A 21,748-nucleotide genomic window follows, 5' to 3' on the forward strand; every position below is an offset into this window, starting at 1 on the left:
GGGGCTCGCGAAGCGAGAACCCGGAATCTCGCGCTACAATCTCTGGATTCCGGGTTCGCGACTTCGTCGCGCCCCGGAATGACGGTGCAAACGGCACCCACGATTGAGTTAAGCACGCATGTATCAGTGGGACTTCGGCATCCTCTGGAGCTATCGCTGGCTCTTTCTCAACGGGCTTGGCGTCACCGTCGGCTTTACCGTGGTGATCGTCGTGCTCGGCCTGGTGTTCGGCCTGTTCGGCGCGTTCGGCAGCCTGTCACGCTTCAAGCCCGTGCGCCTTCTCGCCCTCACCTTCATCGAAGCGTTCCGTTGCACGCCGCTCCTGGTGCAGCTGATCTGGTTCTATTATGCGCTGCCGATCCTCGCCGGCGTCGAGATGACGCCGATCACGGCCTCGGCGCTGGCGCTCTCGCTCTATGGCGGCTCGTTCTATTCGGAGATCATTCGCGGCGGCATCATCTCGATCGACAAGGGGCAGTCGGAAGCCGGTGCCGCGCTCGGCATGACGCCGGGACAGAGCATGCGGCGCATCGTGCTGCCGCAGGCGATCAAGCGCATGATCCCGGCGCTGATGAATCAGTCGATCATCCAGTTCAAGAACACCTCGCTGGTCTCGGTGCTGGCAGTGCCCGACCTCGTCTACCAGAGCCAGGTCGCCGCCCATGACAGCTACCGGCCGCTGGAGACCTACACCGCGGTCGCAGTCGCCTATGCGGCGATCCTGATCCCGCTCACCATCCTCGTCCGCCGCGGCGAGAAGCGACTGGCGGTGAGCGAATGAGCGAGACGCAAAAGATAGAGATCCGAGCCTTACGGAAGAGCTTCGGCAGCAACGAGGTCCTGAAGAACATCAATCTCGACGTCGCCAAGGGCGGCGTCGTCGCGCTGATCGGACCCTCGGGATCAGGCAAATCGACGCTGCTTCGCTGCATCAATCTGCTGGTCGTACCCGACGGCGGCAGCGTGCGCGTCGGCGACACGCGCTTTGCCTTCGGCGACGGCGCAAAACTCCCGGACGTGAAGACGCTGGCAAAATTCCGCGCCACCACCGGCATGGTGTTCCAGCACTTCAACCTGTTTCCGCACATGACGACGCTGCAGAACGTGATGGAAGGGCCGGTCACGGTGCGGCGCATGGCCAAGGCCGATGCCGAGAAGCTTGCGCGGGCGCAGCTCGCCAAGGTCGGCCTTGCGGAGAAGGCGGACCAATATCCGGCGACGCTCTCGGGCGGCCAGAAGCAGCGCGTCGCGATCGCACGCGCGCTCGCCATGGAGCCTGACGTCATGCTGTTTGATGAGGCGACCTCGGCGCTCGACCCCGAACTGGTCGGCGAGGTGCTGAACGTGATCCAGCAACTGGCGTCCGAAGGCATGACCATGGTGATCGTCACCCACGAGATCGCCTTTGCCCGCGAGGTTGCCGACCGCCTGATCTTCATGCGCGACGGAATCGTCGTCGAGGAAGGCCCCGCGCGGCAGGTGATCGACAACCCAATGGAAGCCGCAACGCGCGCCTTCCTCAGCCATTTCCACCGCACCGGCGCATTGCCGCCGACCACACCGGCATCGTAATGTCCGATATCAACCGAGTTTATCTCATCACCGGCGCCGCCAGCGGCATCGGCCGTGCGACGGCAAAGCTGCTTGCCGTCCCCGGCACGGCGCTTCTGCTGCACACACGCTCCAACGCCGAAGGTCTCGACGCCACCGCTGCGGCAGCCGAAGCGAAGGGCGCCCTTGTTGCAAAATGCCTCGGCGATCTCGCCGAGGAAGCAGCCGTCACTGAAGCCATCGCTGCAACGAAAGCCGCCTTCGGCCGGCTCGACGGACTGATTCTGGTCGGCGGCCACGCCCGCCGCGGCAGCGCGATCGGCACGCCGGCGGATCAATTCCGCCAGGCCATGGATGAATCTGCGCTGGCGTTCACGCGCATGGTCGAGGCCGCGCTGCCGCTACTGCGTACGGGGCAGGATTCGCGCATCGTCGCCGTATCGTCCTTCGTGGCGCATGCGATCCGTCCGGAGTTCGCACCCTTCGCAGCAACCGCCGCGAGCCGCGCCGCGTTGGAAGCGCTGGTGCGCCTCACCGCGATCGAGCTCGCGGGCGACGGCATCACCGTCAACGCGGTGGCGCCGGGCCTCATCGTCAAGGACAGACCGAGCGAGAGCCGGCTTTCGCCCGAGCAGATCGCCGCAACCGAAGCGCTGATCCCGATGCGCCGCCGCGGCCGTCCGGAGGAAGTCGCAGAAATCATCGCCTTCCTGGCATCACCGAAGGCGTCCTACGTCACCGGCCAGGTCTGGCACGTCAATGGAGGCCTGACATGAGCGAAGCAACCGTCGAGCGCATCAGGCTGTTCCTGATCGAGAGCCCGATCAAGATGGCGCGCCTGCAGGGCGTCGGCAACGTCAAGGGCACCGTGAAACGCGTGCTGATCGAGCTGACCTCGAGCGACGGCGTGGTCGGCTGGGGCGAGGCGGCGCCGTGGGAGGTCTTCACGGGAACACCTGAGGCCGCGTTCTCCGCGCTCGACATCTATTTGCGGCCCATTGTTCTGGGCAAACCGGTTCGCCGCATCCGCGCGCTGATGGCGGAGCTCGACCGCGCGCTGGTCGGACACGCGGAAGCAAAAGTCGCGGTCGAGATGGCGCTGCTCGACATCGTCGGCAAATCGTCGGGGCTGTCGGTCGCCGATTTGCTCGGCGGCCGCGTGCGCGACACCATTCCCCTCTCCTTCTCGATCGCCGATCCGGATTTCGCTGCGGACCTCGAGCGCATGCGGAAAATGGTTCCGGACGGCAATTTCATCTACAAGGTCAAGACCGGCGTGAAATCGCATCGCGAGGACCTCGATCATCTCGAGACGATCCGCAAGGAATTCGGTGACAAGGTGGACTTGCGCGTCGACTACAACCAGGCGCTGGCACCGTTCGGCGCGATAAAAATCCTGCGCGATGTCGAGGCGTTCGTTCCGACCTTCATCGAGCAGCCGGTGCCGCGCAAATATCTCGACGTGATGGCGCAGCTCACCGCCGCGCTGGAGACGCCCGTTCTCGCCGACGAAAGCTGTTTCGATCGCCGCGACATGATGGAGGTGGTACGCCGCGAGGCGGCCGACGCCGTCTCGATCAAGCTGATGAAGGCCGGCGGCCTGTTCGAGGCGCAGGCGATCATGGCCATCGCCGACATCGCCGGCCTGCCCGGCTATGGCGGCACGCTGTGGGAGGGCGGCATTGGGCTGGCCGCCGGCACGCAGCTGATCGCGGCAACGCCGGGCATCTCGCTCGGCTGCGAGTTCTACATGCCGCATCATGTGCTGACCGAGGACGTGCTGGAAGAGCGCATCGCCAATCGCGGCGGCCATGTCGTGGTGCCCGACGGGCCCGGCCTCGGCATCCGCGTCAGCGAAGCCTCGGTTCGTTCTAACGCAAGGGTGGTGGCGGAGGCGTGAGCCGCCGGTCGCGCGACGAACTCAGCTGTCGTCCCGGGTCTGCGCTGACGCTTGTCCGGGACGACGATCGTGTATGCGTAAGCAGCGGAGCCGCCAACCTTCCCCTTGCCAACTGCCTATCGTATGCTCGTGCCCAACAAGCCCGATCCCATCGGGCATTCGGAAACACCTATGTCTGATCCCGCCTGGTCGCTGCACTCCCGCCTGAAAGAGGACACCATCGACATCGGCGATTTGCCGCTGTCGAAGGTGCTCGTCATCAAGGACGCGCATTATCCCTGGTTGCTGCTGGTGCCGCGGCGCCCCGATGCGGTCGAGATCATCGATCTCGACGAGGTGCAGCAGGCGCAGTTGATGACCGAGATCTCCCGCGTCTCGCGCGCCCTGAAGGAGATCACCAAATGCGACAAGCTCAATGTCGCCGCGCTCGGCAACCTCGTGCCGCAGCTTCACGTTCACATCATCGCGCGCCGCACCAGCGATGCCGCCTGGCCGCGGCCGGTCTGGGGCGTGATGCCGCCCTTGGCGCACGACGCGGCAGAAGTTCAGAATTTCATCAGCGCGCTTCGCCGCAAGATCTGGTTGGGTTGAAAGAATATAATGTCAGCATTCGACGCCTTTCCGCTGGGACAGCCCGCCTTCGTCACCAACATCCTCGATCGCGCCGCGCATCTCCGCCGCGACGACGAGAAGCTGTTCGCGATGGAGCAGAAGCCGACTTCGCGCGCCTATGTCGTTTATCGCGACTCGCTGCTGGTCAAGCGCGAGGGCGACAGGATTCGCGCGCTGCTCTCGATCGACGAGGCCCTGAAGTGCGGCGCCAATCCCGGCACCATCTTTCTCGGCCTGCGTGACGGCGCCGCGGTGTTCGGCATGGGCCTGGCGCAGGCCGCCGCCGAGAAGCTGGTGGGGCCCGAGGACTACACCGTGACCGAGCTGCGCGGCATGGCGATGCAGGGCGCGATCCCGCCCGAGGAGCTCTCGGCGATCGCGATGGCGAAATCGATGGTGAGCTGGCACCAGCGCCACGGCTATTGCGCCAATTGCGGCGCGCGCAGCGCGATGAAGGAAGGCGGCTGGAAGCGCGACTGTCCGGCGTGCAAGGCCGAGCATTTTCCGCGCACCGATCCGGTCGTGATCATGCACGTTGCCTCCGGCGACAAGTGCCTGCTCGGCCGCCAGAAGCAGTTTCCCCCCGGCATGTATTCCTGCCTCGCCGGCTTCGTCGAGGCCGCCGAGACCATCGAGGACGCGGTGCGCCGCGAGATCCTGGAGGAATCCGGCATTCGCTGCACCGACGTGCAGTATTACATGACGCAGCCCTGGCCCTATCCGTCGTCGCTGATGATCGGCTGCAGCGCACGGGCCGTGAGCGAGGACATCGTCGTGGACCGCATGGAGCTGGAGGACGCGCGCTGGTTCACGCGCGAGGAGGCCGCCCTGATGCTCACGCGGACGCATCCGGACGGGCTCGCCGGCCCGCATCCCTTCGCCATCGCCCACCACCTGCTCGGCCGTTGGGTCCACGACAAGAGCTGACCGCCGATGGCGCTACCGAAGGCCGCGCCGCGCATCCTTTGCATCGGCATTCCCGTGCGCGACCTCACCTTTCGGGTCGAGGCCGTTCCCGCGCGCGGCAGCAAGGCCAACGCCACGCATCTCGCCGAGATCTGCGGCGGCAATGCGCTCAATGCCGCCATCGCGATCGCGCGACTTGGCGGCCGCGCCGCGTTCACCGGACCGATGGGCGATGCGCGCGAGATGTCGAGCGGCTTTATCCTCGATCGCATGACCGCCGAAGGCATCGAGACCAGCCATATCGTGCGCATGCCCGATGTGAGCACGCCCGTATCTGCGATCATCATCGACGCGACAGGTGAGCGGACGCTGACGATTTATCGCGATCCCGCGCTGTGGACGGTCAAGCTGCCCGATGACGACACGCTGCTCGAGGACTGCCGGGCTGTCCTGGTCGAGAGCCGCTGTGCGGAGTTCGCGATCTCCCTCTGCACCGAAGCACGCCGGCGCGGCATTCCCGTCATCGTCGGCGTCGACCGCGCGATGTCGTTGCAGGACGGCCTGCTGATCTCCGCCTCGCACCTGCTGTTCGCCAGCGAACAGGTGCAGGAGACGGCCGGTATCACTGATGACGGCGAGGCCTTGAGGCGCCTCGCGCAGCTGACGCCGGCCTTCCTCGCCTCAACCCGCGGCCCGCGCGGAACGATCTGGCTGAACGAGACAGGCGAACTGGAGGAGACCCCGGCCTTCCCGGTCGAGGCGGTCGATACGCTCGGCGCGGGCGACGTCTTCCATGGCGCCTTCGCGCTTCGCCTCGCCGAGGGCGCGGAGGTCCGGGAGGCGCTGCGATTCGCCGCGGCCGCCGCAGCGCTGAAATGCACCCGCCATGGCGGTGGCCAGGCCGCCCCACAACGTGTTGAAGTTGAAGAGCTTTTGCGCAGCTGACCCTGGAGCGATTCCACTATCGCGCCGAGATTATGGGCTTGCTGTGGAAAGATTTTCTCTATATCAGGGAAATCAGCCCCTGAAATGGAACAACGTTCTTCAAATGACTGATGTCGCCGTCCAGATCCCCGAGACCAGCCGCCGCCTCGATGCCATCGACCGCAAAATCCTGATGGTACTCCAGGAGGATGCCTCGCTGTCCGTCGCCGAGATCGGCGACCGCGTCGGCCTGTCCTCGACCCCCTGCTGGAAGCGTATCCAGCGGCTGGAGGCCGACGGCGTGATCATCAAGCGCGTTGCCCTGGTTGACCAGAACAAGATCGGGCTCGGCATCTCCGTGTTCGTGTCGGTCGAGAGCTCCGACCATTCCGACGCCTGGCTGAAAAGGTTCGCCGAAGCCGTCAGCGCCATGCCCGAGGTGATGGAGTTCTATCGCATGGCCGGCGACGTCGATTACATGCTGCGCGTCGTGGTCGCGGACATGCAGGCCTATGACGTGTTCTACAAGAAGCTGATCAGCGCCGTGCCGCTGAAGAACGTCACCTCGCGCTTCGCGATGGAGAAGATCAAGTCGGTGACGGCGCTGCCGATCCCGGCGGTGGTGGCGGCCTGAGTCTCACGCCGGCCGAAATACCGGCAGCGCGACGTTGACGCGGGTGCCTCCGCCCGGGGTCGCGGCGATCTCGATCGTTCCGCCATGGGCCTCGACCAGGCTGCGCACCACCGCGAGGCCGAGGCCCGCGCCCCCGGTCGCGCGATTGCGCGACTTCTCCAGCCGATGGAACGGCTCCAGCACGGTCTGGCGTTGATCGGCGGGAATGCCGGGCCCTTCATCGTCGATCGACACGAGGAAGGCACCGTCCTCCGTCGCGGCTCGCACATGCGCAGCGTGGCCATAGGCGAGCGCATTGTCGATGATGTTGGCGAAGATCCGCCGCAGCGCCAGCCGGTCGCCGAGCACGACGGCATTCCGGGCGCGCTCGTCCGTCACCAGGTCGACCGGTTTGCCCTGAACGCGCCGGTCGTGCACCTCGACGCCGATCAGCGCAGCGAGCTCGACCATTTCCTGTGACAGACCGCCGGCGCCGGCCCGCGTCGACAGCAGCGCATCGTCCAGCAGCCGGATCATGTCGTCGATGTCGGCGACCGCCCGTTGTCGCTCGGCATCGTCGGCGATGTGCTCGACCCGTAGCCGCAGCCGGGTCGCGAACGTCCTGACGTCATGGGCGATGCCCCCGACCAGCGTCATGCGTGCACGCAACATCTCGGCGAGGCGGCCTTGCAGGCGGTTGAACGCGGCGATGACGGCGCGGATTTCCGGCGCGCTGCGGCGGGCGTCCGGCAGCGTCGGAGGATCGGCCGACAGATCGACCCGATCGACCGCCGCGGCGAGCTGCGCCAGCGGTCGCGTCTCGCGCTGCATGACGATCAGCGCCAGCAGCGCCACGATCGAGCCGAACAGGCCGGCGCCAAAGCCGACGGGCAGGCCGAACGGGGTCACCGGCAGGCGGGTATAGGCATCGATGATGAGAAGATCGCCGCCGCGCAGTCCGATGCGGAATTCGACGGCATTGGCCATCAGCCGTGCGAGACGGGGAAACAGACGGCTGGCGCGATGATCGGGCGGAGATACGATCTCCACCGCGCGGCCCGCAAGGCCGGCCGCATAGGTCTCGCGCAACTGTGCCTGCTGCGGCGGCGTCTCGCCGGCAACCGGCGCGCCCGACGGCACGATCCGCGCCATGAATTGCGGCGACGACACCGCATCGAGAACGGCCTGCCGCGCGTCGCCGGACATGCGCTCGAGCAGCGTTGCCAGCGCATCGAGCCGCGCCGGTGAAGGCCGCGTCAGCTCGTTTTCGTGCACCGTGGTTCGATAGAAGATCGCCAGGACGACGGTGACCACCACCGTGAATCCGACCAGTCCGATCAGAGCCAGCCGGGCGGCGAGCGTCACGCGCAGCATCACGACACCTGCTTCACGTTCGCGGTGAAGAGATAGCCGCCATTGCGCACCGTTGTGATCAGGTTGGAGCCGGGACTGGCGCCGTCGAGCTTCTTGCGCAGCCGCGAGATCAGCATGTCCACGGTGCGGTCGAACGGTTCGGCCGAACGTCCACGCGTCCAGTCGAGTATCTGGTCGCGGGTCAGCACGCGGCGCGGGCGCTGCACGAAGCAGCCGAGCAGATCGAACTCCGCACTGGTCAATTGCAGCGCCGCGATCGGGTCCTCGACGGTCTCGACGCTGCGCGAATCAAGATCGATGACGAAGCGGTCGAACGCAAAGCGCCGAAGCAGAGGCTTTATCGGTGCCCCGCCGGCACGACGGAGGATGGCACGGACGCGCGCCAGCAGCTCGCGCGGCCCGAACGGTTTCGTCAGATAATCATCGGCGCCCATTTCGAGACCGACGACACGATCGATCTCGTCGCTCTTGGCGGTGAGCATCAGGATCGGAAGCGAATCGTCCGCCCGCAAGCGACGACAGATCGAAAGCCCGTCCTCGCCCGGCAGCATCAGATCGAGGATGACGAGGTCGGGCCGCAGGCGCTGGAGCATCGAGTCCATCGCCTTGCCGTCGGCGACGCAGGCGATCTCGAACCCCTCGCGCCGCATGAAGTCGGCGACGAGGCGGCTGATCTCCGGGTCGTCCTCCACCATGAGAATCGTGGCTGCTTGCGTGTTCATGACCGCATTGTGGGCAACGGCCGGCATCAAGCAAGGGCGCGGGCCCTCTTGTTACATAGTGTTACACGAGGCCGACAAAGCCATAACAATCGTTTCGTGCCGGCAATGCGCCGCAGACGCGGCCCGACCAGTCTCTTCCCATGGCTCCGCTTACGGCAGCCCCCACAAGGAGACGACGACCATGACCAAATTCTTCCTGACCTCACTCGTCATCGGCACCCTCTCGGTTGCCGCGGCAGCCGATGCCAATGCCTGGACGCGGTCGGCGACGGCGAGCGGGCCGCGCGGCACCTCGAGCGTCACCGTGAGCGGCAGCTGCGCCAATGGCAGCTGCACGCGTAGCGCCACACGCACCGGTCCTGCCGGGAACACCTACACCCGCACCGGCACGGTCTCGCGCTGAGCGGGCGGACCGTCGCCGCATCTACCCCGGGGCGGCGACGGTCCATCGAAACAGACCAGAAAGGATCAGCACCATGACATCAATCGTCCGTGCCCTGCCGCAAGCTGCGGCCATCGTCGTCCTCGGCGCCTCGACCTCCGTATGGGCCCAGAGCCAGCTGCAAACGCAGATCACGCCGCAGATGCGCAACGAAGCGCGTACCGTCATGCAGGCCTGCCGTACCGATTATGAGGGCCTTTGCAGCAACGTCGCGCCGGGTGGCGGACGCATCCTGGCCTGTCTGCAATCCCATGCCGGCCAGCTCACCTCGTCCTGCGCACAGGCGCTGCCTCGCGCGCAAGCGCTGCGGGACGGCGCCGTCAGCGCCGGCGTCGCCCCGAAATAGGAGGACGTCGTGGCCTATGCTTCTCTCCTGCTCGATCCGACGATTCGGCGCGCGATCCTGGCAACCGCGATCGGCCTGATGCTGCTCGAATATGGCATCGGCCGGCTCGCACACCACGACACCCACGACTGGCGCGAGAGCGTCGCCTCGTTCGGCGTCGCGCTGGGACAGAACCTGCTCCGTGCGATCGAGGCCGGTATTCTCACCGTGCCGTTCGCTTTCCTGTACGAACACCGGCTGTTCGACTTCGAGCAGACCGCTCCGCTTGCGCTCGCAGGATTATTCATGGGCAGCGAGTTTCTGTACTATTGGCAGCACCGCGCCTCGCATCGGATTCGCTGGATGTGGGCGACCCATGCGGTGCATCACTCGACGACGCGACTGAACCTGACGGCGGCGATCCGGCTCGGCTGGACCGGCAACATCTCGGGCAATTTCCTGTTCTTCCTGCCGCTGGCGCTGATCGGCTTTCACCCGCTCGCGATCGTGGCGATGCTCGGGATCAACCTGCTCTATCAGTTCTTCATCCACAGCGGCTTCGCGCCGAAGCTCGGCGTGCTCGAATGGGTGCTCAACACGCCGAGCCATCATCGCGTACATCATGCCTGCAACGAGCCGTGTCTCGACAGGAACTACGGCGGCATCCTGATCGTGTTCGACCGCCTGTTCGGCACCTTTGCCGAGCGTCCCACGGATCAACCGCTCCGTTTCGGCCTGGTCGGCGGCACCCCGTCCTTCAACCCGATCCGGATCGCGCTGGGCGAATGGATCGCAATGCTGGGCGACGCCTGGAAAGCGCGCGGCGCAAGCGCGAAGCTGCGCGCCCTGTTCGGGCCGCCGGGAGGCTGAGCGCGAACGATCAGATCGTCTGATTGTACTCGCCGACTTCGGGATGGGTGCGCAGCACGCTGTTCACCATCTCGAACATGTCGTGCATGCGCTGTTCGGAGACCGGGCTCTCGACCACCACGACGAGCTCGGGCTTGTTGGAGGAGGCGCGGACCAGGCCCCAGCTGCCATCCTCGACCGTGACGCGTACGCCGTTGACGGTGACGAGATCGCGGATCGACTGTCCGCCGATCTTGGCATTCTTGGCCTGGAGGCCTTCGAAGTGCTTCACCACCTGGTCGATGACGCCGTATTTGGTCTCGTCGGCGCAATGCGGCGACATGGTCGGCGACGACCAGGTCTTTGGCAGCGCATCCTTCAGATCCGCCATCGACTTGCCGGGGGCGCGGTCGAGCATGTCGCAGATCGCGATCGCCGACACGAGGCCGTCGTCATAGCCGCGGCCATAGGGCTTGTTGAAGAAGAAATGGCCGGACTTCTCGAAGCCCGCGAGCGCGCCGGTCTCGTTGGTGCGGCGCTTCATGTAGGAATGGCCGGTCTTCCAATAGTCGGTCTTGGCGCCCTGCTTCTGCAGCACGGGGTCGGTGACGAACAGGCCGGTCGACTTCACGTCGACGATGAAATGCGCGTCCTTGTGGATCGCCGACATGTCGCGCGCCAGCATCACGCCGACCTTGTCGGCGAAGATCTCCTCGCCGGTGTTGTCGACGACGCCGCAGCGGTCACCGTCACCGTCGAAGCCGAGGCCGACATCGGCCTTGTGATGCAGCACCGCGTCGCGGATCGCGTGCAGCATCTCCATGTCTTCCGGATTCGGGTTGTATTTCGGGAAGGTGTGATCGAGCTCGGTGTCGAGCGGGATCACCTCGCAGCCGATCGCCTCCAGCACCTGCGGCGCGAACGCGCCCGCTGTGCCGTTGCCGCAGGCCGCGACGACCTTGAGCTTGCGCTTCAGCTTCGGACGGGAGGTGAGATCGGCGATGTAGCGCGCCGGATAATTCTCGTGGAATTGGTAGGAGCCGCCCGCCTTGTTCTTGAATTCGGCATTGAGCACGATTTCCTTCAGCCGCGTCATCTCGTCGGGGCCGAAGGTCAGTGGACGGTTGGCGCCCATCTTCACGCCGGTCCAGCCGTTGTCGTTGTGCGAGGCCGTGACCATGGCAACGGCGGGCACATCGAGATCGAACTGCGCGAAATAGGCCATCGGCGTCACCGCGAGCCCGATGTCGTGCACCTTGCAGCCCGCGGCCATCAGGCCGGAGATCATCGCGTATTTGATCGAGGCCGAATAGCCGCGGAAATCGTGGCCGGTGACGATCTCCTGTTTGACGCCGAGTTCGGCGATCAGCGCGCCGAGCCCCATGCCGAGCGCCTGCACACCCATCAGGTTGATTTCCTTCTGGAACAACCAGCGCGCGTCGTATTCACGAAAGCCCGTCGGCTTCACCATCGGTTCGGATTCGAAGGCGTAGGTGTTGGGCAACAATACGGATTTCGGCTTCGGGAACATTGAGACGGTCTCGTGAATGGGGGCAGGAATTGAGGCAGCCTTAGCGAATGCCGGGCCGCGGCGGAAGGCGGGAATGCAGGCTTATGGCCGATAATTGCGGCAGTTTGGTAACGAAGAAACGTTACCGCGAAGGCGACACCAAATGTATGACCGGAATGGGCTAACTCTGCAGCCGTGCTATCTCCTCTTCGACGACTGCCTTAAGAGCTGGCAGAGCCTGCTGAACAGTCTCCCACACAAGATGTGCTGCAAGATCTTCATAGTTGTGGCGATAGACATTGCCTGCCGCCGCCATCTGTCTCCATGCGATCGCTGGGTGCCTTTCTTTCAGCTTCTCCGGCAGACGGCGAGAGGCTTCTGAAATGATCTCCAGACAGCGCGTTACAGCATAGACCGCCCGCAGGTCCGCCGCGAATGCCTGGCGATCTGCCGTGCCGGCGAACTCGGCTGCCAAATCGATGTGATGCAAGATGTCCCGCAGGGTCCCGTCGATGCGATTAGAAGGCATAGACAGCATCGGCCGTCGCGGCAGGAGCAACGTATGATTTCAGACCGTCGCGATTGACGACGTCAACCGGGCCATCAAACAGATTGGAGATGTATTCCTTGAGCTCGACGTAGTCGAAGACAGTGATCCGCGCGTCTGGATCGATCTCGACCATGATGTCGATATCGCTGCCGGGATGATTGTCACCCCTCGCGACCGAACCGAACAACGCGGCATGCAAAACGCCCCGCTCGCGAAGGGCGTGCTCGGACTGTCGCAGGATGGCAATCGGGTCGGGCCTGTCCATGGGCGGAATATAGCACCCAAACTGGCCTTAAGGGAGGCCTCCCCGGCCCAGAGCCAATCTATTGCTCCAGCACCATCTGGCCGTTGGCATACTCGAAGCGCTTCAGGCGGGACAGAAAGGAGAGGCCGAGCAGGTTCTCCGACAGCGCCGCGTCGGGCAGCACCATGGCATCGACGTCGCGCACGATGAGGCCGCCGACATCGAGCATGGCGATGCGGGTGCGCGCGGCCTTGATGGTGCCGTTGGCCGTGGAGACGGTGGCGTTGTACTCGCTGCGCGAGGGACGAAGACCAAAGCGGGCCGCCGAGGTCTCATTCAGCGCAACCACGGAGGCGCCGGTGTCGACCATGAATCCGATGCGCTGCCCCTCGATCCGGCCCTCGGTCTGGAAATGACCGCGGCCGTCGCGGGAAATGGCGAGGCTGCGGCCTCCGGCCGGCGCGGTCGCCGCAACGGCAATCGTGGTGCGCGGCGCTGACGTGGCGGACGCCGAGCTCATCTTGTCCGCCATCTGCGCCATGAAGGTGCCGAGGCCGATCATGACGGCCGCGAAGATCATAATGTTACGCATTACACCACTTCCGAGCCGAAAGCCCGATTTCACCACGCGAGGCGTCCGTCCGCGAGCGGAGCCGCGACCGGAGCGCTGCTATTTTGACGAAAAGGATGAGCGGAGGGTTAATGGGCCGGCGTGTTTCTCACGTCCCGCGCGGCTTCGCCCGGCGGGTCGGCACTGCGCTGGCCGGATCGTCCGGCCAGGGATGGCGCGGGTAGCGGCCGCGCAGGTCGGAGCGCACGGCACTGTAGCTGCCACGCCAGAACCCCGGGAGATCACGCGTCACCTGCACCGGGCGCTGGGCCGGCGACAGCAGTTCCAGCACCAGCGGCACCTTGCCGGCCGCGATCGAGGGGTGGGTGTTGAGGCCGAACAATTCCTGCAGCCGCACCGCGATCGTTGGCCCCTGCTCCGCCTCGTAGTCGATCGCGAGCACGCTTCCGGTGGGCGCCTCGAAATGCGTCGGCGCCTCGCGTTCGAGCCGCGTGCGCATCTCCCAGGGCAAGAGCGCCATCAGCGCGTCGGAGAGATCGCCGGGGGAAATGTCCTTCAGCGCGATCTTGTCGTAGAGCGCGGGCACCAGCCAGTCGTCACGCCGCGCGATCAGCCCTTCGTCCGACAGATCGGGCCAGTTGTCGCCCTCGGCCTTGCGCAAGAACATCACGCGGTCGCGCCATTGCTTGGCGGCCTTCGACCAGGGCAGCCGGTCGAGACCAGCGGCGATCAATCCATCGGCGAGGATGCGCGCGGTGTCCTCCGATGGCGAGACCGCGAGCGTGGCTTCCGACAGCGTGATCGCATGCAACACGCGCTTGCGCCGCGCGCGCAACGCCATCGCGCCGCGATCGAAGGAAATCTCGTCGGCGCTCTCGATGTGCTCGGCGAAATGCCGCTCGATCTCGCCCTCCGTGATTTGCGCGGCGAGCAGGATGCGGCCGCTGGCCGCCGTGCCCGTCATTTCGCCGATCGCGATATAGGGCGCGCGGGCGAGCGAGGAGGTCTGCTCGACGGCCGCGCCACGGCCATTGGCGAGCACGAAGCTGCCATTGCCGCGATTGCGTGCGACGCGGTCCGGGAACGCATAAGCGAGCATCAGGCCGGTCGAAAGATCCTCCTGCGGCCCCGCTTTCTCCGACGCCGCCACTTGCGAGGCCCAGCGCCGCGCCAGGTCGCGCGCGCTTGATGCGCGCTGTGAGCGATCGCGGCGGAACTGGTCGCGCCGATGCTCGAGGTCGACGCTGTCGCCGCCAAGCCCGCGCTCGGTGATGATGGCGGCGATCTCCGCGGCGGCTTCGCCCTCGCCGGCGCGATGCGAATCCACGATCATGCGCGCCAGCCGCGGCGGCAGCGCCAGCGCGCGCAGGCTTTTTCCCTCCGCGGTGATGCGGCCGTCGCCATCGAGCGCGTTGAGCTCGGAGAGCAGGCTCTTGGCTTCCTTCCAGGCCGGGGCCGGCGGCGGATCGAGGAACGACAGCGCGGCGGGATCGGCGACGCCCCATTGCGCGAGATCGAGCACCAGCGAGGACAGGTCGGCGCTCAAAATTTCCGGCTGGGTGTAGGGCGCGAGCGACGCGGTCTGCGGCTCGTCCCAGAGCCGGTAGCAGACACCGGGCTCGGTGCGGCCGGCGCGGCCGCGGCGCTGGTCCACCGCCGCACGGGAGGCACGCACGGTCTCGAGCCGCGTCAGGCCGATGTCGGGCTCGTAGCGCGGCACGCGGGCCAGCCCGGAATCGACCACGATGCGCACGCCTTCGATCGTCAGCGAGGTCTCCGCGATCGAGGTCGCCAGCACCACTTTTCGCGTGCCCTTGGGTGCCGGCGCGATGGCGCGGTCCTGCACGGCGGCATCGAGCGCGCCGAACAGCGGCACGATCTCGATCGATGCATCCTGTACGCGCTCGCCGAGAAAATTCTGGGTGCGGCGGATTTCAGCGGCGCCCGGCAGGAAGGCCAGCACGGAGCCGCTGTCGGCGCGCAGCGCGGATGCAATCGCATCGGCCATCTGCCGCTCGATCGGTGCATCCGCCTTGCGGCCGAGATAGCGGGTGTCGACCGGGAAGGCGCGGCCCTCGCTTTCGACGACGGGTGCCTCGCCGAGCAGCTTTGCGACGCGCGCGCCGTCGAGCGTCGCCGACATCACGAGGATGCGCAGATCCTCGCGCAGGCCGGTCTGCGCATCACGGGCCAGCGCGAGGCCCAAATCGGCATCGAGCGAGCGCTCGTGAAATTCGTCGAACAGGACGGCGGCAATGCCTGACAGTTCGGGATCGTCGAGGATCTGGCGGGTGAAGATGCCCTCGGTCACCACCTCGATGCGCGTCGCGCGCGAGATCTTGGAGCCGAAGCGGACACGGTAGCCGACGGTCTCACCAGCGCGCTCGCCCAGCGATTTGGCCATGCGGTCGGCGCTGGCACGCGCCGCGATACGGCGCGGCTCCAGCACGATGATTTTCTTGCCCTTAGCCCAGGGGGCATCGAGCAGGGCGAGCGGCACGCGCGTGGTCTTGCCGGCGCCGGGCGGCGCCACCAGCACGGCGGCATTATGCGCCTCCAGCGTGCGCGACAAATCGTCGAGCACGGCATCGATCGGGAGGGGCGTGTCGAAATTGCGGGGCAAATATCTATCCGGTCGTCATGCCCGGCCTTGTGCCGGGCATCCACGTCCTGGACTAGAAACAGACGCGGATGGCCGGGGCAAGCCCGGCCATGACGGAATCATCCGCGATCGAGAATCATCAGCCCTGTACCGGCGGACGGCCGACGCTGTCGTAGGTGAAACCGGCGGCTTCCATCTCTTCGGGGCGGTAGATGTTGCGCAGATCGACGACGACGGGCTGCGCCATGACGCTCTTCAGCCGGTCGAGATCGAGCGCACGGAACTGCACCCATTCGGTGACGATGACGAGCGCGTCGGCGCCTTGCGCGCAGGAATAGGCGTCCTCGCAATAGGTGATGTCAGGCAGCTCGCCCTTGGCCTGCTCCATGCCGACGGGATCGTACGCCTTGACCGTCGCGCCCATGTCGATGAGGCCTGTGACCAGCGGGATCGACGGCGCATCGCGCATGTCGTCGGTGTCGGGCTTGAAGGTGAGGCCGAGCACGGCAACCGTCTTGCCGCGCAGATTGCCGCCGAGCGCCTGGCTCACCTTGCGCGCCATCGCGCGCTTGCGGTTCTCGTTCACGGCCAGCACGGATTCGACGATGCGCAGGGACACGTCGTAGTCCTGCGCGATCTTGATCAGCGCCTTGGTGTCCTTCGGGAAGCACGAGCCGCCGAAGCCGGGACCGGCATGCAGAAACTTGGTGCCGATGCGGTTGTCGAGGCCAATGCCGCGCGCGACCTCCTGCACGTTGGCGCCGGCCTTTTCGGACAGGTCTGCGATCTCGTTGATGAAGGTGATCTTGGTCGCCAGGAACGCGTTGGCGGCGTATTTGATCATCTCGGCGGTGCGGCGCGCGGTGAACATCAGCGGCGCCTGGTTCAGCGACAGCGGGCGGTAGATATCGCCCATCACCTTGCGGCCGCGCTCGTCGGAGGTGCCGACCACGACGCGATCGGGAAACTTGAAGTCGCGGATCGCCGCGCCCTCGCGCAGGAACTCTGGATTGGAGGCGACCACGACGTCGGCGTTGGGATTGGCCTCGCGGATGATGCGCTCGACCTCGTCGCCGGTGCCGACAGGCACGGTCGACTTCGTCACCACGACAGTGAAGCCGGAAAGCGACTGCGCGATCTCTTTCGCGGCGGCGTATACGTAGGACAGGTCCGCATGGCCGTCGCCGCGGCGCGACGGCGTGCCGACCGCGATGAAGACGGCATCGGCTTCTGCGACCGGCTTCTTCAGGTCGGTGGTGAAGTCGAGCCGCTTGGCTTTCACGTTGGTCGCAACCAGCTCGTCGAGGCCGGGCTCATAGATCGGGATCTCGCCGCGATGGAGCGCCGCGATCTTCTTCTCGTCCTTGTCGACGCAGGTGACGTCGTGACCGAAATCGGCAAAGCAAGCTCCGGACACCAGTCCCACATAGCCCGTGCCGATCATCGCGATACGCATGAAAATCCCTGTTTTTAGATTGGTTAACGAAAATGAAACCCCGGCGCGGGGCGGTTTAGCATTTTCTCGCGGGGAAGGAACAGTCCGCAGCGAAAAAACCGGCACGGGAAGTGAATCGGTAAAGAAGTGGGAAACCGTAGCGGCCCCACACTGACCCACCCCCGAACAGGACGGGGCGGAACACGCCTCGAAAAGAGACACCATGGCACCAACAGGCACAATCGCAGGCGGCGGAGGCGTTGAGGCCACGGCTGCCGCACGTGTCGACTGGGTCGACTACGCCAAGGGCATCTGCATCATCATGGTCGTGATGATGCATTCGGTGCTGGGGGTCGAGCTCGCCGCCGGCGAGACCGGTTTCATGCATGTCGCCGTGGCCTTCGCAAAGCCATTCCGGATGCCGGATTTCTTCCTGATCTCGGGCCTGTTCCTGGCGCTGGTGATCGACCGCGACTGGCGCACCTATCTCGACCGCAAAGTGGTGCATTTCGCCTATTTCTATGTCGTCTGGGTGACAATCCAATTCGGATTCAAGGCGCCCGCTTTCGCCGCCGAGACGAGCTGGCACCACGCCGGCCTGTTGTATCTGGAATCCTTCATCGAGCCGTTCGGCACGCTGTGGTTCATCTATCTGCTGCCGATCTTCTTCGTCGTCACAAAACTGACACGCAAGATGCCGCCCCTCGCGATCTGGCTCATTGCCGCCGCGCTGGAGACGGCCCGCATCACGACCGGCTGGACCACAATCGACGAATTTTCCGCGCGCTTCGTCTATTTCTATTCGGGCTATCTGTTCGCGCCTTACGTGTTCGCGCTGTCGGATCGCGCACGGAAGCATCCAGCGCTTGCGCTCGCGGCGCTCGCGACCTGGGCGCTGGTGAATGCCGGCCTCGTCGCGTGGGGCGCCAGCGAATGGGCGATCGTCTCGCTGTTGCTCGGCTTTGCCGGCGCCTGCGCGATCATTACGATGGGCACGTTGCTCGCGCGGGCAAATTGGATGAACGCCTTGCGCTTCTGCGGCGAGCATTCGATCGTGATCTATCTCGCCTTCTTCCTGCCGATGGCGACAACACGAACGCTGCTGCTGCGCAGCGGAATCATCCCCGACATCGGCACGGTGTCGCTGATCGTCACCGTCGCCGGCGTGCTCGGCGCGCTCGCGATCTGGCAGATCGCGCTGCGCCTCAACGCGCACTTCCTGTTCGAGCGGCCGGACGCGTTCTGGATCGCGCCGAAGAAGGCCGGCGTGCGGTTGCAGGCGGCGGAGTAGCCACACTCTCGCCGTCGTCCCTGCCTAGTGCGCAATTGCGCAGGAGGCGGGGACGACGAGAGGTGTGAATCCGCCCAAAAATCCCCCACTCAAGGCTGTCAAAGCCCGCAAAAATTCATACATTGCGGCCATGCCAAAAACCTCCCCGAAGACCCCCGCCAAGGCTGACACCAAGTCAGCCACGCCGAAAGCCGCCGATAAGCCTGCTGCCAAGGCGGCCACTGCGCCAGCTGCTGCCAAACCGGTTGCGGCGAAGGCCGCCGGCAAGGGCGACCACGTGTTCCTGGTCGACGGTTCCTCCTACATCTTCCGCGCCTACCACGCGCTGCCGCCGCTGAACCGCAAGTCCGACGGGCTGCAGGTCAACGCCGTGCTCGGCTTCTGCAACATGCTGTGGAAGCTGCTGCGTGACATGCCCGCCGACAACCGGCCGACGCACCTCGCCATCGTTTTCGACAAGTCCGAGGTCACTTTCCGCAACGCGATCTACCCCGAATACAAGGCACACCGGCCGCCGGCGCCCGACGATCTGATCCCGCAATTCGCGCTGATCCGCGAAGCGGTGCGCGCCTTCGACCTGCCCTGCCTGGAGCAAGGCGGCTTCGAGGCCGACGACCTCATCGCGACCTATGTGCGCGAGGCCTGCGAGCGCGGCGCCAGCGCGACCATCGTGTCCTCCGACAAGGATTTGATGCAGCTCGTGACCGATTGCGTCACGATGTACGACACCATGAAGGACCGCCGCATCGGCATCCCCGAGGTGATCGAGAAGTTCGGCGTGCCGCCGAACAAGGTCGTCGAGGTGCAGGCCCTGGCCGGCGATTCCACCGACAACGTGCCCGGCGTGCCCGGCATCGGCATCAAGACCGCGGCGCAACTGATCACCGAATATGGCGACCTCGACCAATTGCTGTTCCGTGCCGGCGAGATCAAGCAGCCCAAGCGGCGCGAGGCGCTGCTCGAGAACGCCGAGAAGGCGCGGATCTCGCGCAAGCTCGTGCTGCTCGACGACAAGGTGAAGCTGGACGTGCCGCTCGACGACCTCGCCGTCCACGAGCCCGACGCGCGCAAGCTGATCGCCTTCCTCAAGGCGATGGAGTTCACCACGCTGACGCGCCGCGTCGCCGACTATTCGCAGATCGATCCCGCCAATGTCGACGCCGATGCGAGCAACAGCAGCAGCGCCCGGGGCGGCGATGGCGCGGCGAAAGCAAAGCCATCAGGGGATTCCGGCGATCTCTTCTCGGCCCCTGCGGCGGGCCCGACGGGCGGCGACAAGGGCGACAAATCGGCGAGCCTGAAGGGCGCGCCGGTCTCGCTGGCTGCCGCGCGTGAAGAGGCCATGCGCAAGCTGCCGGTCGACCGCAGCAAATATCAGACGATCAAGTCGCCGAAGGAGCTCAGCGCCTTCATCGCGCGCATTCATGAAGCCGGCCATGTCGCGATCGAGATCAAGGCCAACTCCATCGATCCGATGCAGGCCGATCTCTGCGGCATCGCGCTGGCGCTGGCGCCGAACGATGCCTGCTACGTACCGCTGGCGCACAAGCAGTCCGGCGGCGGTGCCGGCCTGTTCGACGCCGGTCTCGCGCCCGACCAGGTCAAGCACGAAGAAGCGGTTCAAGCGCTGCGGCCGGTGTTGGAATCGGCAGGCATTCTCAAGATCGGCTTCGACGTCAAATTCGCCGCTGTGATGCTGGCGCAGCACGGCATCATTTTGCGCAACACCGACGACGCCAAGCTGATCTCTTACGTGCTCGATGCCGGCCGGGGCTCGCAGGAACTGGACTCGCTGTCCGAGCGCTGGTTCGGCCACGCCATGCTGAAGGAAAACGAGCTGCTCGGCAGCGGCAAGGGCAAGATCACCTTCGACCAGGTGCCGATCGACAAGGCCGCGGCGCTGTCGGCCGAGGGCGCCGACGTCGCCTTGCGGCTCTGGCGCGTGCTGAAGCCGCGCCTCGTCGCCGAGCACATGACCGCGGTCTACGAGACCCTGGAGCGGCCGCTGGTCGCGGTGCTTGCGCGCATGGAGCGGCGCGGCATCTCGATCGACCGCCAGGTGCTGTCGCGTCTGTCAGGCGATTTCGCCCAGACCGCAGCGCGGGTCGAGGCCGAGATCCAGGAGATCGCGGGCGAGCCGGTCAATGTCGGCAGCCCCAAGCAGATCGGCGACATCCTGTTCGGCAAGATGGGACTGTCAGGCGGCACCAAGACCAAGACCGGCGCATGGTCGACCACCGCGCAAGTGCTGGACGAGCTCGCCGAGCAGGGCCACGACTTCCCGAAGAAGATCCTGGAGTGGCGCCAGGTCTCGAAACTGAAATCGACCTACACCGACGCGCTGCCAACCTATGTCAACCCGCAGACCCATCGCGTGCACACGACCTACGCGCTGGCCGCGACCACGACGGGCCGGCTGTCGTCGAACGAGCCGAACCTGCAGAACATCCCCGTGCGTACCGAGGACGGCCGGAAAATCCGCCGCGCCTTCATCGCCACACCCGGGCACAAGCTGGTCTCTGCCGACTATTCGCAGATCGAGCTGCGGTTGCTCGCGGAGATCGCCGACATTCCCGTGCTGAAGCAGGCCTTTCGCGATGGGCTCGACATCCACGCGATGACGGCGTCCGAAATGTTCGGCGTGCCGATCAAGGGCATGCCGAGCGAGATCCGCCGCCGCGCCAAGGCGATCAATTTCGGCATCATCTACGGCATCTCGGCCTTCGGCCTCGCCAACCAGCTCGGCATCGCGCGCGAGGAAGCCTCCGCCTACATCAAGAAGTATTTCGAGCGCTTCCCCGGCATCCGCGCCTACATGGACGAGACGCGGGACTTCTGCCGCAGCCACGGCTATGTCACCACGCTGTTCGGCCGCAAATGCCACTATCCGGACATCAAGGCGTCCAACGCCTCGGTGCGTGCCTTCAACGAGCGCGCCGCGATCAACGCGCGCCTGCAAGGCACCGCCGCCGACATCATCCGCCGCGCCATGACGCGGGTCGAGGACGCGCTCGCCGCCAAGAAGCTGTCGGCGCAGATGCTGCTGCAGGTGCACGACGAACTGATCTTCGAGGTGCCGGACGCCGAGGTCGAGGCGACGCTGCCCGTCGTGCAGCACGTGATGCAGGACGCGCCGTTCCCGGCCGTGCTGCTGTCGGTGCCGCTGCATGTGGATGCGCGCGCGGCGAACAACTGGGACGAGGCGCATTAGGGGCGGCTTTCCCCGGATGCTGCGCAGCGCGCCGCCTTTCGCGGCGTGATGCGCTGCTGATCCAGGGCCCACGTCGCGCCGCTGGGTCCCGGCTCTGCGGCGCCCCGTTTCACGCT

General features: G+C 65.7%; 21 protein-coding genes. 13 read left to right on the forward strand and 8 right to left on the reverse strand.

Features of this window, described 5'->3' with window-relative positions; genetic code table 11:
* Positions 1 to 118: 118 nt before the first annotated feature.
* The 8 genes from RPS27_RS11270 to RPS27_RS11305 all read left to right on the forward strand — a co-directional run bounded on the left by RPS27_RS11270 (position 119) and on the right by RPS27_RS11305 (position 6,527).
* A complete protein-coding gene (locus RPS27_RS11270) occupies positions 119 to 781 on the forward strand; it encodes an amino acid ABC transporter permease (protein ID WP_194404775.1) in 663 nt (220 codons plus the stop codon).
* The gene (locus tag RPS27_RS11275) at positions 778 to 1,572 is read left to right on the forward strand and encodes an amino acid ABC transporter ATP-binding protein (protein ID WP_212065122.1); all 795 of its coding nucleotides are present in this window, start codon (positions 778 to 780) and stop codon (positions 1,570 to 1,572) included. The genes RPS27_RS11270 and RPS27_RS11275 overlap by 4 nt, the downstream gene beginning before the upstream one ends.
* Complete coding sequence (locus RPS27_RS11280; protein ID WP_212065121.1) at positions 1,572 to 2,327, forward strand: SDR family NAD(P)-dependent oxidoreductase; 756 nt, start codon at positions 1,572 to 1,574, stop codon at positions 2,325 to 2,327. Before RPS27_RS11275 ends, RPS27_RS11280 begins: the two co-directional genes overlap by 1 nt.
* Positions 2,324 to 3,451 carry a muconate cycloisomerase family protein gene (locus RPS27_RS11285; RefSeq protein ID WP_212065120.1) on the forward strand — a complete coding sequence of 376 codons (1,128 nt, stop codon included), beginning with the start codon at positions 2,324 to 2,326 and terminating at the stop codon, positions 3,449 to 3,451. Before RPS27_RS11280 ends, RPS27_RS11285 begins: the two co-directional genes overlap by 4 nt.
* Before the next feature lie 171 nt (positions 3,452 to 3,622).
* Positions 3,623 to 4,042, forward strand: a complete 420-nt coding sequence (locus tag RPS27_RS11290) for an HIT domain-containing protein (RefSeq protein WP_092220890.1) — start codon at positions 3,623 to 3,625, stop codon at positions 4,040 to 4,042.
* A gap of 9 nt (positions 4,043 to 4,051) precedes the next feature.
* A complete protein-coding gene (gene nudC / locus RPS27_RS11295) occupies positions 4,052 to 4,990 on the forward strand; it encodes an NAD(+) diphosphatase (RefSeq protein ID WP_211415606.1) in 939 nt (312 codons plus the stop codon).
* Positions 4,991 to 4,996: 6 nt separating this feature from the next.
* The gene (locus tag RPS27_RS11300; protein WP_212065119.1) at positions 4,997 to 5,914 is read left to right on the forward strand and encodes a sugar kinase; all 918 of its coding nucleotides are present in this window, start codon (positions 4,997 to 4,999) and stop codon (positions 5,912 to 5,914) included.
* 103 nt (positions 5,915 to 6,017) lie between these two features.
* Entirely contained in the window at positions 6,018 to 6,527 is a 510-nt protein-coding gene (locus RPS27_RS11305; RefSeq protein ID WP_025032510.1) for an Lrp/AsnC family transcriptional regulator, read from the forward strand.
* Between the two features lie 3 nt (positions 6,528 to 6,530).
* Here RPS27_RS11305 and RPS27_RS11310 read toward each other — a convergent pair whose 3' ends face one another.
* Complete coding sequence (locus RPS27_RS11310; RefSeq protein ID WP_212065118.1) at positions 6,531 to 7,880, reverse strand: cell wall metabolism sensor histidine kinase WalK; 1,350 nt, start codon at positions 7,878 to 7,880, stop codon at positions 6,531 to 6,533.
* Positions 7,880 to 8,602 (reverse strand): response regulator, encoded by a 723-nt coding sequence (locus RPS27_RS11315; protein ID WP_211415603.1) that lies wholly within the window; start codon positions 8,600 to 8,602, stop codon positions 7,880 to 7,882. The genes RPS27_RS11310 and RPS27_RS11315 overlap by 1 nt, the downstream gene beginning before the upstream one ends.
* Before the next feature lie 181 nt (positions 8,603 to 8,783).
* Between RPS27_RS11315 and RPS27_RS11320 the strand changes: the two genes are divergently transcribed.
* The 3 genes from RPS27_RS11320 to RPS27_RS11330 all read left to right on the forward strand — a co-directional run bounded on the left by RPS27_RS11320 (position 8,784) and on the right by RPS27_RS11330 (position 10,239).
* Entirely contained in the window at positions 8,784 to 9,005 is a 222-nt protein-coding gene (locus RPS27_RS11320; RefSeq protein WP_194404783.1) for a hypothetical protein, read from the forward strand.
* A gap of 73 nt (positions 9,006 to 9,078) precedes the next feature.
* Positions 9,079 to 9,390, forward strand: a complete 312-nt coding sequence (locus RPS27_RS11325; protein ID WP_249131378.1) for a cysteine rich repeat-containing protein — start codon at positions 9,079 to 9,081, stop codon at positions 9,388 to 9,390.
* Positions 9,391 to 9,399: 9 nt separating this feature from the next.
* Positions 9,400 to 10,239, forward strand: coding sequence for a sterol desaturase family protein (locus RPS27_RS11330; RefSeq protein ID WP_212065117.1), 840 nt, complete (start codon positions 9,400 to 9,402; stop codon positions 10,237 to 10,239).
* 10 nt (positions 10,240 to 10,249) lie between these two features.
* On the opposite strand, the gene RPS27_RS11335 is transcribed toward RPS27_RS11330, so the two are convergent.
* From RPS27_RS11335 to RPS27_RS11360, 6 genes are all read right to left on the reverse strand, one after another.
* Positions 10,250 to 11,749: a phosphomannomutase/phosphoglucomutase gene (locus RPS27_RS11335; RefSeq protein WP_212065116.1), complete on the reverse strand. Its 1,500-nt coding sequence runs from the start codon at positions 11,747 to 11,749 to the stop codon at positions 10,250 to 10,252.
* Positions 11,750 to 11,909: 160 nt separating this feature from the next.
* The gene (locus RPS27_RS11340) at positions 11,910 to 12,266 is read right to left on the reverse strand and encodes a HepT-like ribonuclease domain-containing protein (protein WP_313754006.1); all 357 of its coding nucleotides are present in this window, start codon (positions 12,264 to 12,266) and stop codon (positions 11,910 to 11,912) included.
* Positions 12,247 to 12,543: a nucleotidyltransferase family protein gene (locus RPS27_RS11345; RefSeq protein WP_212065115.1), complete on the reverse strand. Its 297-nt coding sequence runs from the start codon at positions 12,541 to 12,543 to the stop codon at positions 12,247 to 12,249. The genes RPS27_RS11340 and RPS27_RS11345 overlap by 20 nt, the downstream gene beginning before the upstream one ends.
* A 58-nt stretch (positions 12,544 to 12,601) precedes the next feature.
* On the reverse strand, positions 12,602 to 13,114 hold the full coding sequence (locus tag RPS27_RS11350) for a TIGR02281 family clan AA aspartic protease (RefSeq protein WP_211415600.1): 513 nt from the start codon (positions 13,112 to 13,114) through the stop codon (positions 12,602 to 12,604).
* A 127-nt stretch (positions 13,115 to 13,241) separates the two neighbouring features.
* Positions 13,242 to 15,716 (reverse strand): ATP-dependent helicase HrpB, encoded by a 2,475-nt coding sequence (gene hrpB, locus RPS27_RS11355; RefSeq protein WP_313754007.1) that lies wholly within the window; start codon positions 15,714 to 15,716, stop codon positions 13,242 to 13,244.
* 118 nt (positions 15,717 to 15,834) lie between these two features.
* The gene (locus tag RPS27_RS11360; RefSeq protein WP_211415598.1) at positions 15,835 to 17,151 is read right to left on the reverse strand and encodes a UDP-glucose/GDP-mannose dehydrogenase family protein; all 1,317 of its coding nucleotides are present in this window, start codon (positions 17,149 to 17,151) and stop codon (positions 15,835 to 15,837) included.
* A 202-nt stretch (positions 17,152 to 17,353) separates the two neighbouring features.
* Between RPS27_RS11360 and RPS27_RS11365 the strand changes: the two genes are divergently transcribed.
* Positions 17,354 to 18,421, forward strand: a complete 1,068-nt coding sequence (locus RPS27_RS11365) for an acyltransferase family protein (protein ID WP_212065113.1) — start codon at positions 17,354 to 17,356, stop codon at positions 18,419 to 18,421.
* A gap of 130 nt (positions 18,422 to 18,551) precedes the next feature.
* Positions 18,552 to 21,632, forward strand: coding sequence for a DNA polymerase I (gene polA, locus RPS27_RS11370; protein ID WP_211415596.1), 3,081 nt, complete (start codon positions 18,552 to 18,554; stop codon positions 21,630 to 21,632).
* The last annotated feature ends 116 nt before the right edge of the window (positions 21,633 to 21,748 follow it).

Source organism: Bradyrhizobium sp. WYCCWR 12699 (genome assembly GCF_032144035.1).
Taxonomy (GTDB): domain Bacteria; phylum Pseudomonadota; class Alphaproteobacteria; order Rhizobiales; family Xanthobacteraceae; genus Bradyrhizobium.

Excerpts from the sequence above, each read along its gene's own strand:
- RPS27_RS11270 (WP_194404775.1), top strand. The coding sequence starts at position 119 with ATGTATCAGTGGGACTTCGGCATCCTCTGGAGCTATCGCTGGCTCTTT.
- RPS27_RS11275 (WP_212065122.1), top strand. The coding sequence starts at position 778 with ATGAGCGAGACGCAAAAGATAGAGATCCGAGCCTTACGGAAGAGCTTC.
- RPS27_RS11280 (WP_212065121.1), top strand. The coding sequence starts at position 1,572 with ATGTCCGATATCAACCGAGTTTATCTCATCACCGGCGCCGCCAGCGGC.
- RPS27_RS11285 (WP_212065120.1), top strand. The coding sequence starts at position 2,324 with ATGAGCGAAGCAACCGTCGAGCGCATCAGGCTGTTCCTGATCGAGAGC.
- RPS27_RS11290 (WP_092220890.1), top strand. The coding sequence starts at position 3,623 with ATGTCTGATCCCGCCTGGTCGCTGCACTCCCGCCTGAAAGAGGACACC.
- nudC (WP_211415606.1), top strand. The coding sequence starts at position 4,052 with ATGTCAGCATTCGACGCCTTTCCGCTGGGACAGCCCGCCTTCGTCACC.
- RPS27_RS11300 (WP_212065119.1), top strand. The coding sequence starts at position 4,997 with ATGGCGCTACCGAAGGCCGCGCCGCGCATCCTTTGCATCGGCATTCCC.
- RPS27_RS11305 (WP_025032510.1), top strand. The coding sequence starts at position 6,018 with ATGACTGATGTCGCCGTCCAGATCCCCGAGACCAGCCGCCGCCTCGAT.
- RPS27_RS11310 (WP_212065118.1), bottom strand. The coding sequence starts at position 7,880 with ATGCTGCGCGTGACGCTCGCCGCCCGGCTGGCTCTGATCGGACTGGTC.
- RPS27_RS11315 (WP_211415603.1), bottom strand. The coding sequence starts at position 8,602 with ATGAACACGCAAGCAGCCACGATTCTCATGGTGGAGGACGACCCGGAG.
- RPS27_RS11320 (WP_194404783.1), top strand. The coding sequence starts at position 8,784 with ATGACCAAATTCTTCCTGACCTCACTCGTCATCGGCACCCTCTCGGTT.
- RPS27_RS11325 (WP_249131378.1), top strand. The coding sequence starts at position 9,079 with ATGACATCAATCGTCCGTGCCCTGCCGCAAGCTGCGGCCATCGTCGTC.
- RPS27_RS11335 (WP_212065116.1), bottom strand. The coding sequence starts at position 11,749 with ATGTTCCCGAAGCCGAAATCCGTATTGTTGCCCAACACCTACGCCTTC.
- RPS27_RS11340 (WP_313754006.1), bottom strand. The coding sequence starts at position 12,266 with ATGCTGTCTATGCCTTCTAATCGCATCGACGGGACCCTGCGGGACATC.
- RPS27_RS11345 (WP_212065115.1), bottom strand. The coding sequence starts at position 12,543 with ATGGACAGGCCCGACCCGATTGCCATCCTGCGACAGTCCGAGCACGCC.
- RPS27_RS11350 (WP_211415600.1), bottom strand. The coding sequence starts at position 13,114 with ATGCGTAACATTATGATCTTCGCGGCCGTCATGATCGGCCTCGGCACC.
- RPS27_RS11360 (WP_211415598.1), bottom strand. The coding sequence starts at position 17,151 with ATGCGTATCGCGATGATCGGCACGGGCTATGTGGGACTGGTGTCCGGA.
- RPS27_RS11365 (WP_212065113.1), top strand. The coding sequence starts at position 17,354 with ATGGCACCAACAGGCACAATCGCAGGCGGCGGAGGCGTTGAGGCCACG.
- polA (WP_211415596.1), top strand. The coding sequence starts at position 18,552 with ATGCCAAAAACCTCCCCGAAGACCCCCGCCAAGGCTGACACCAAGTCA.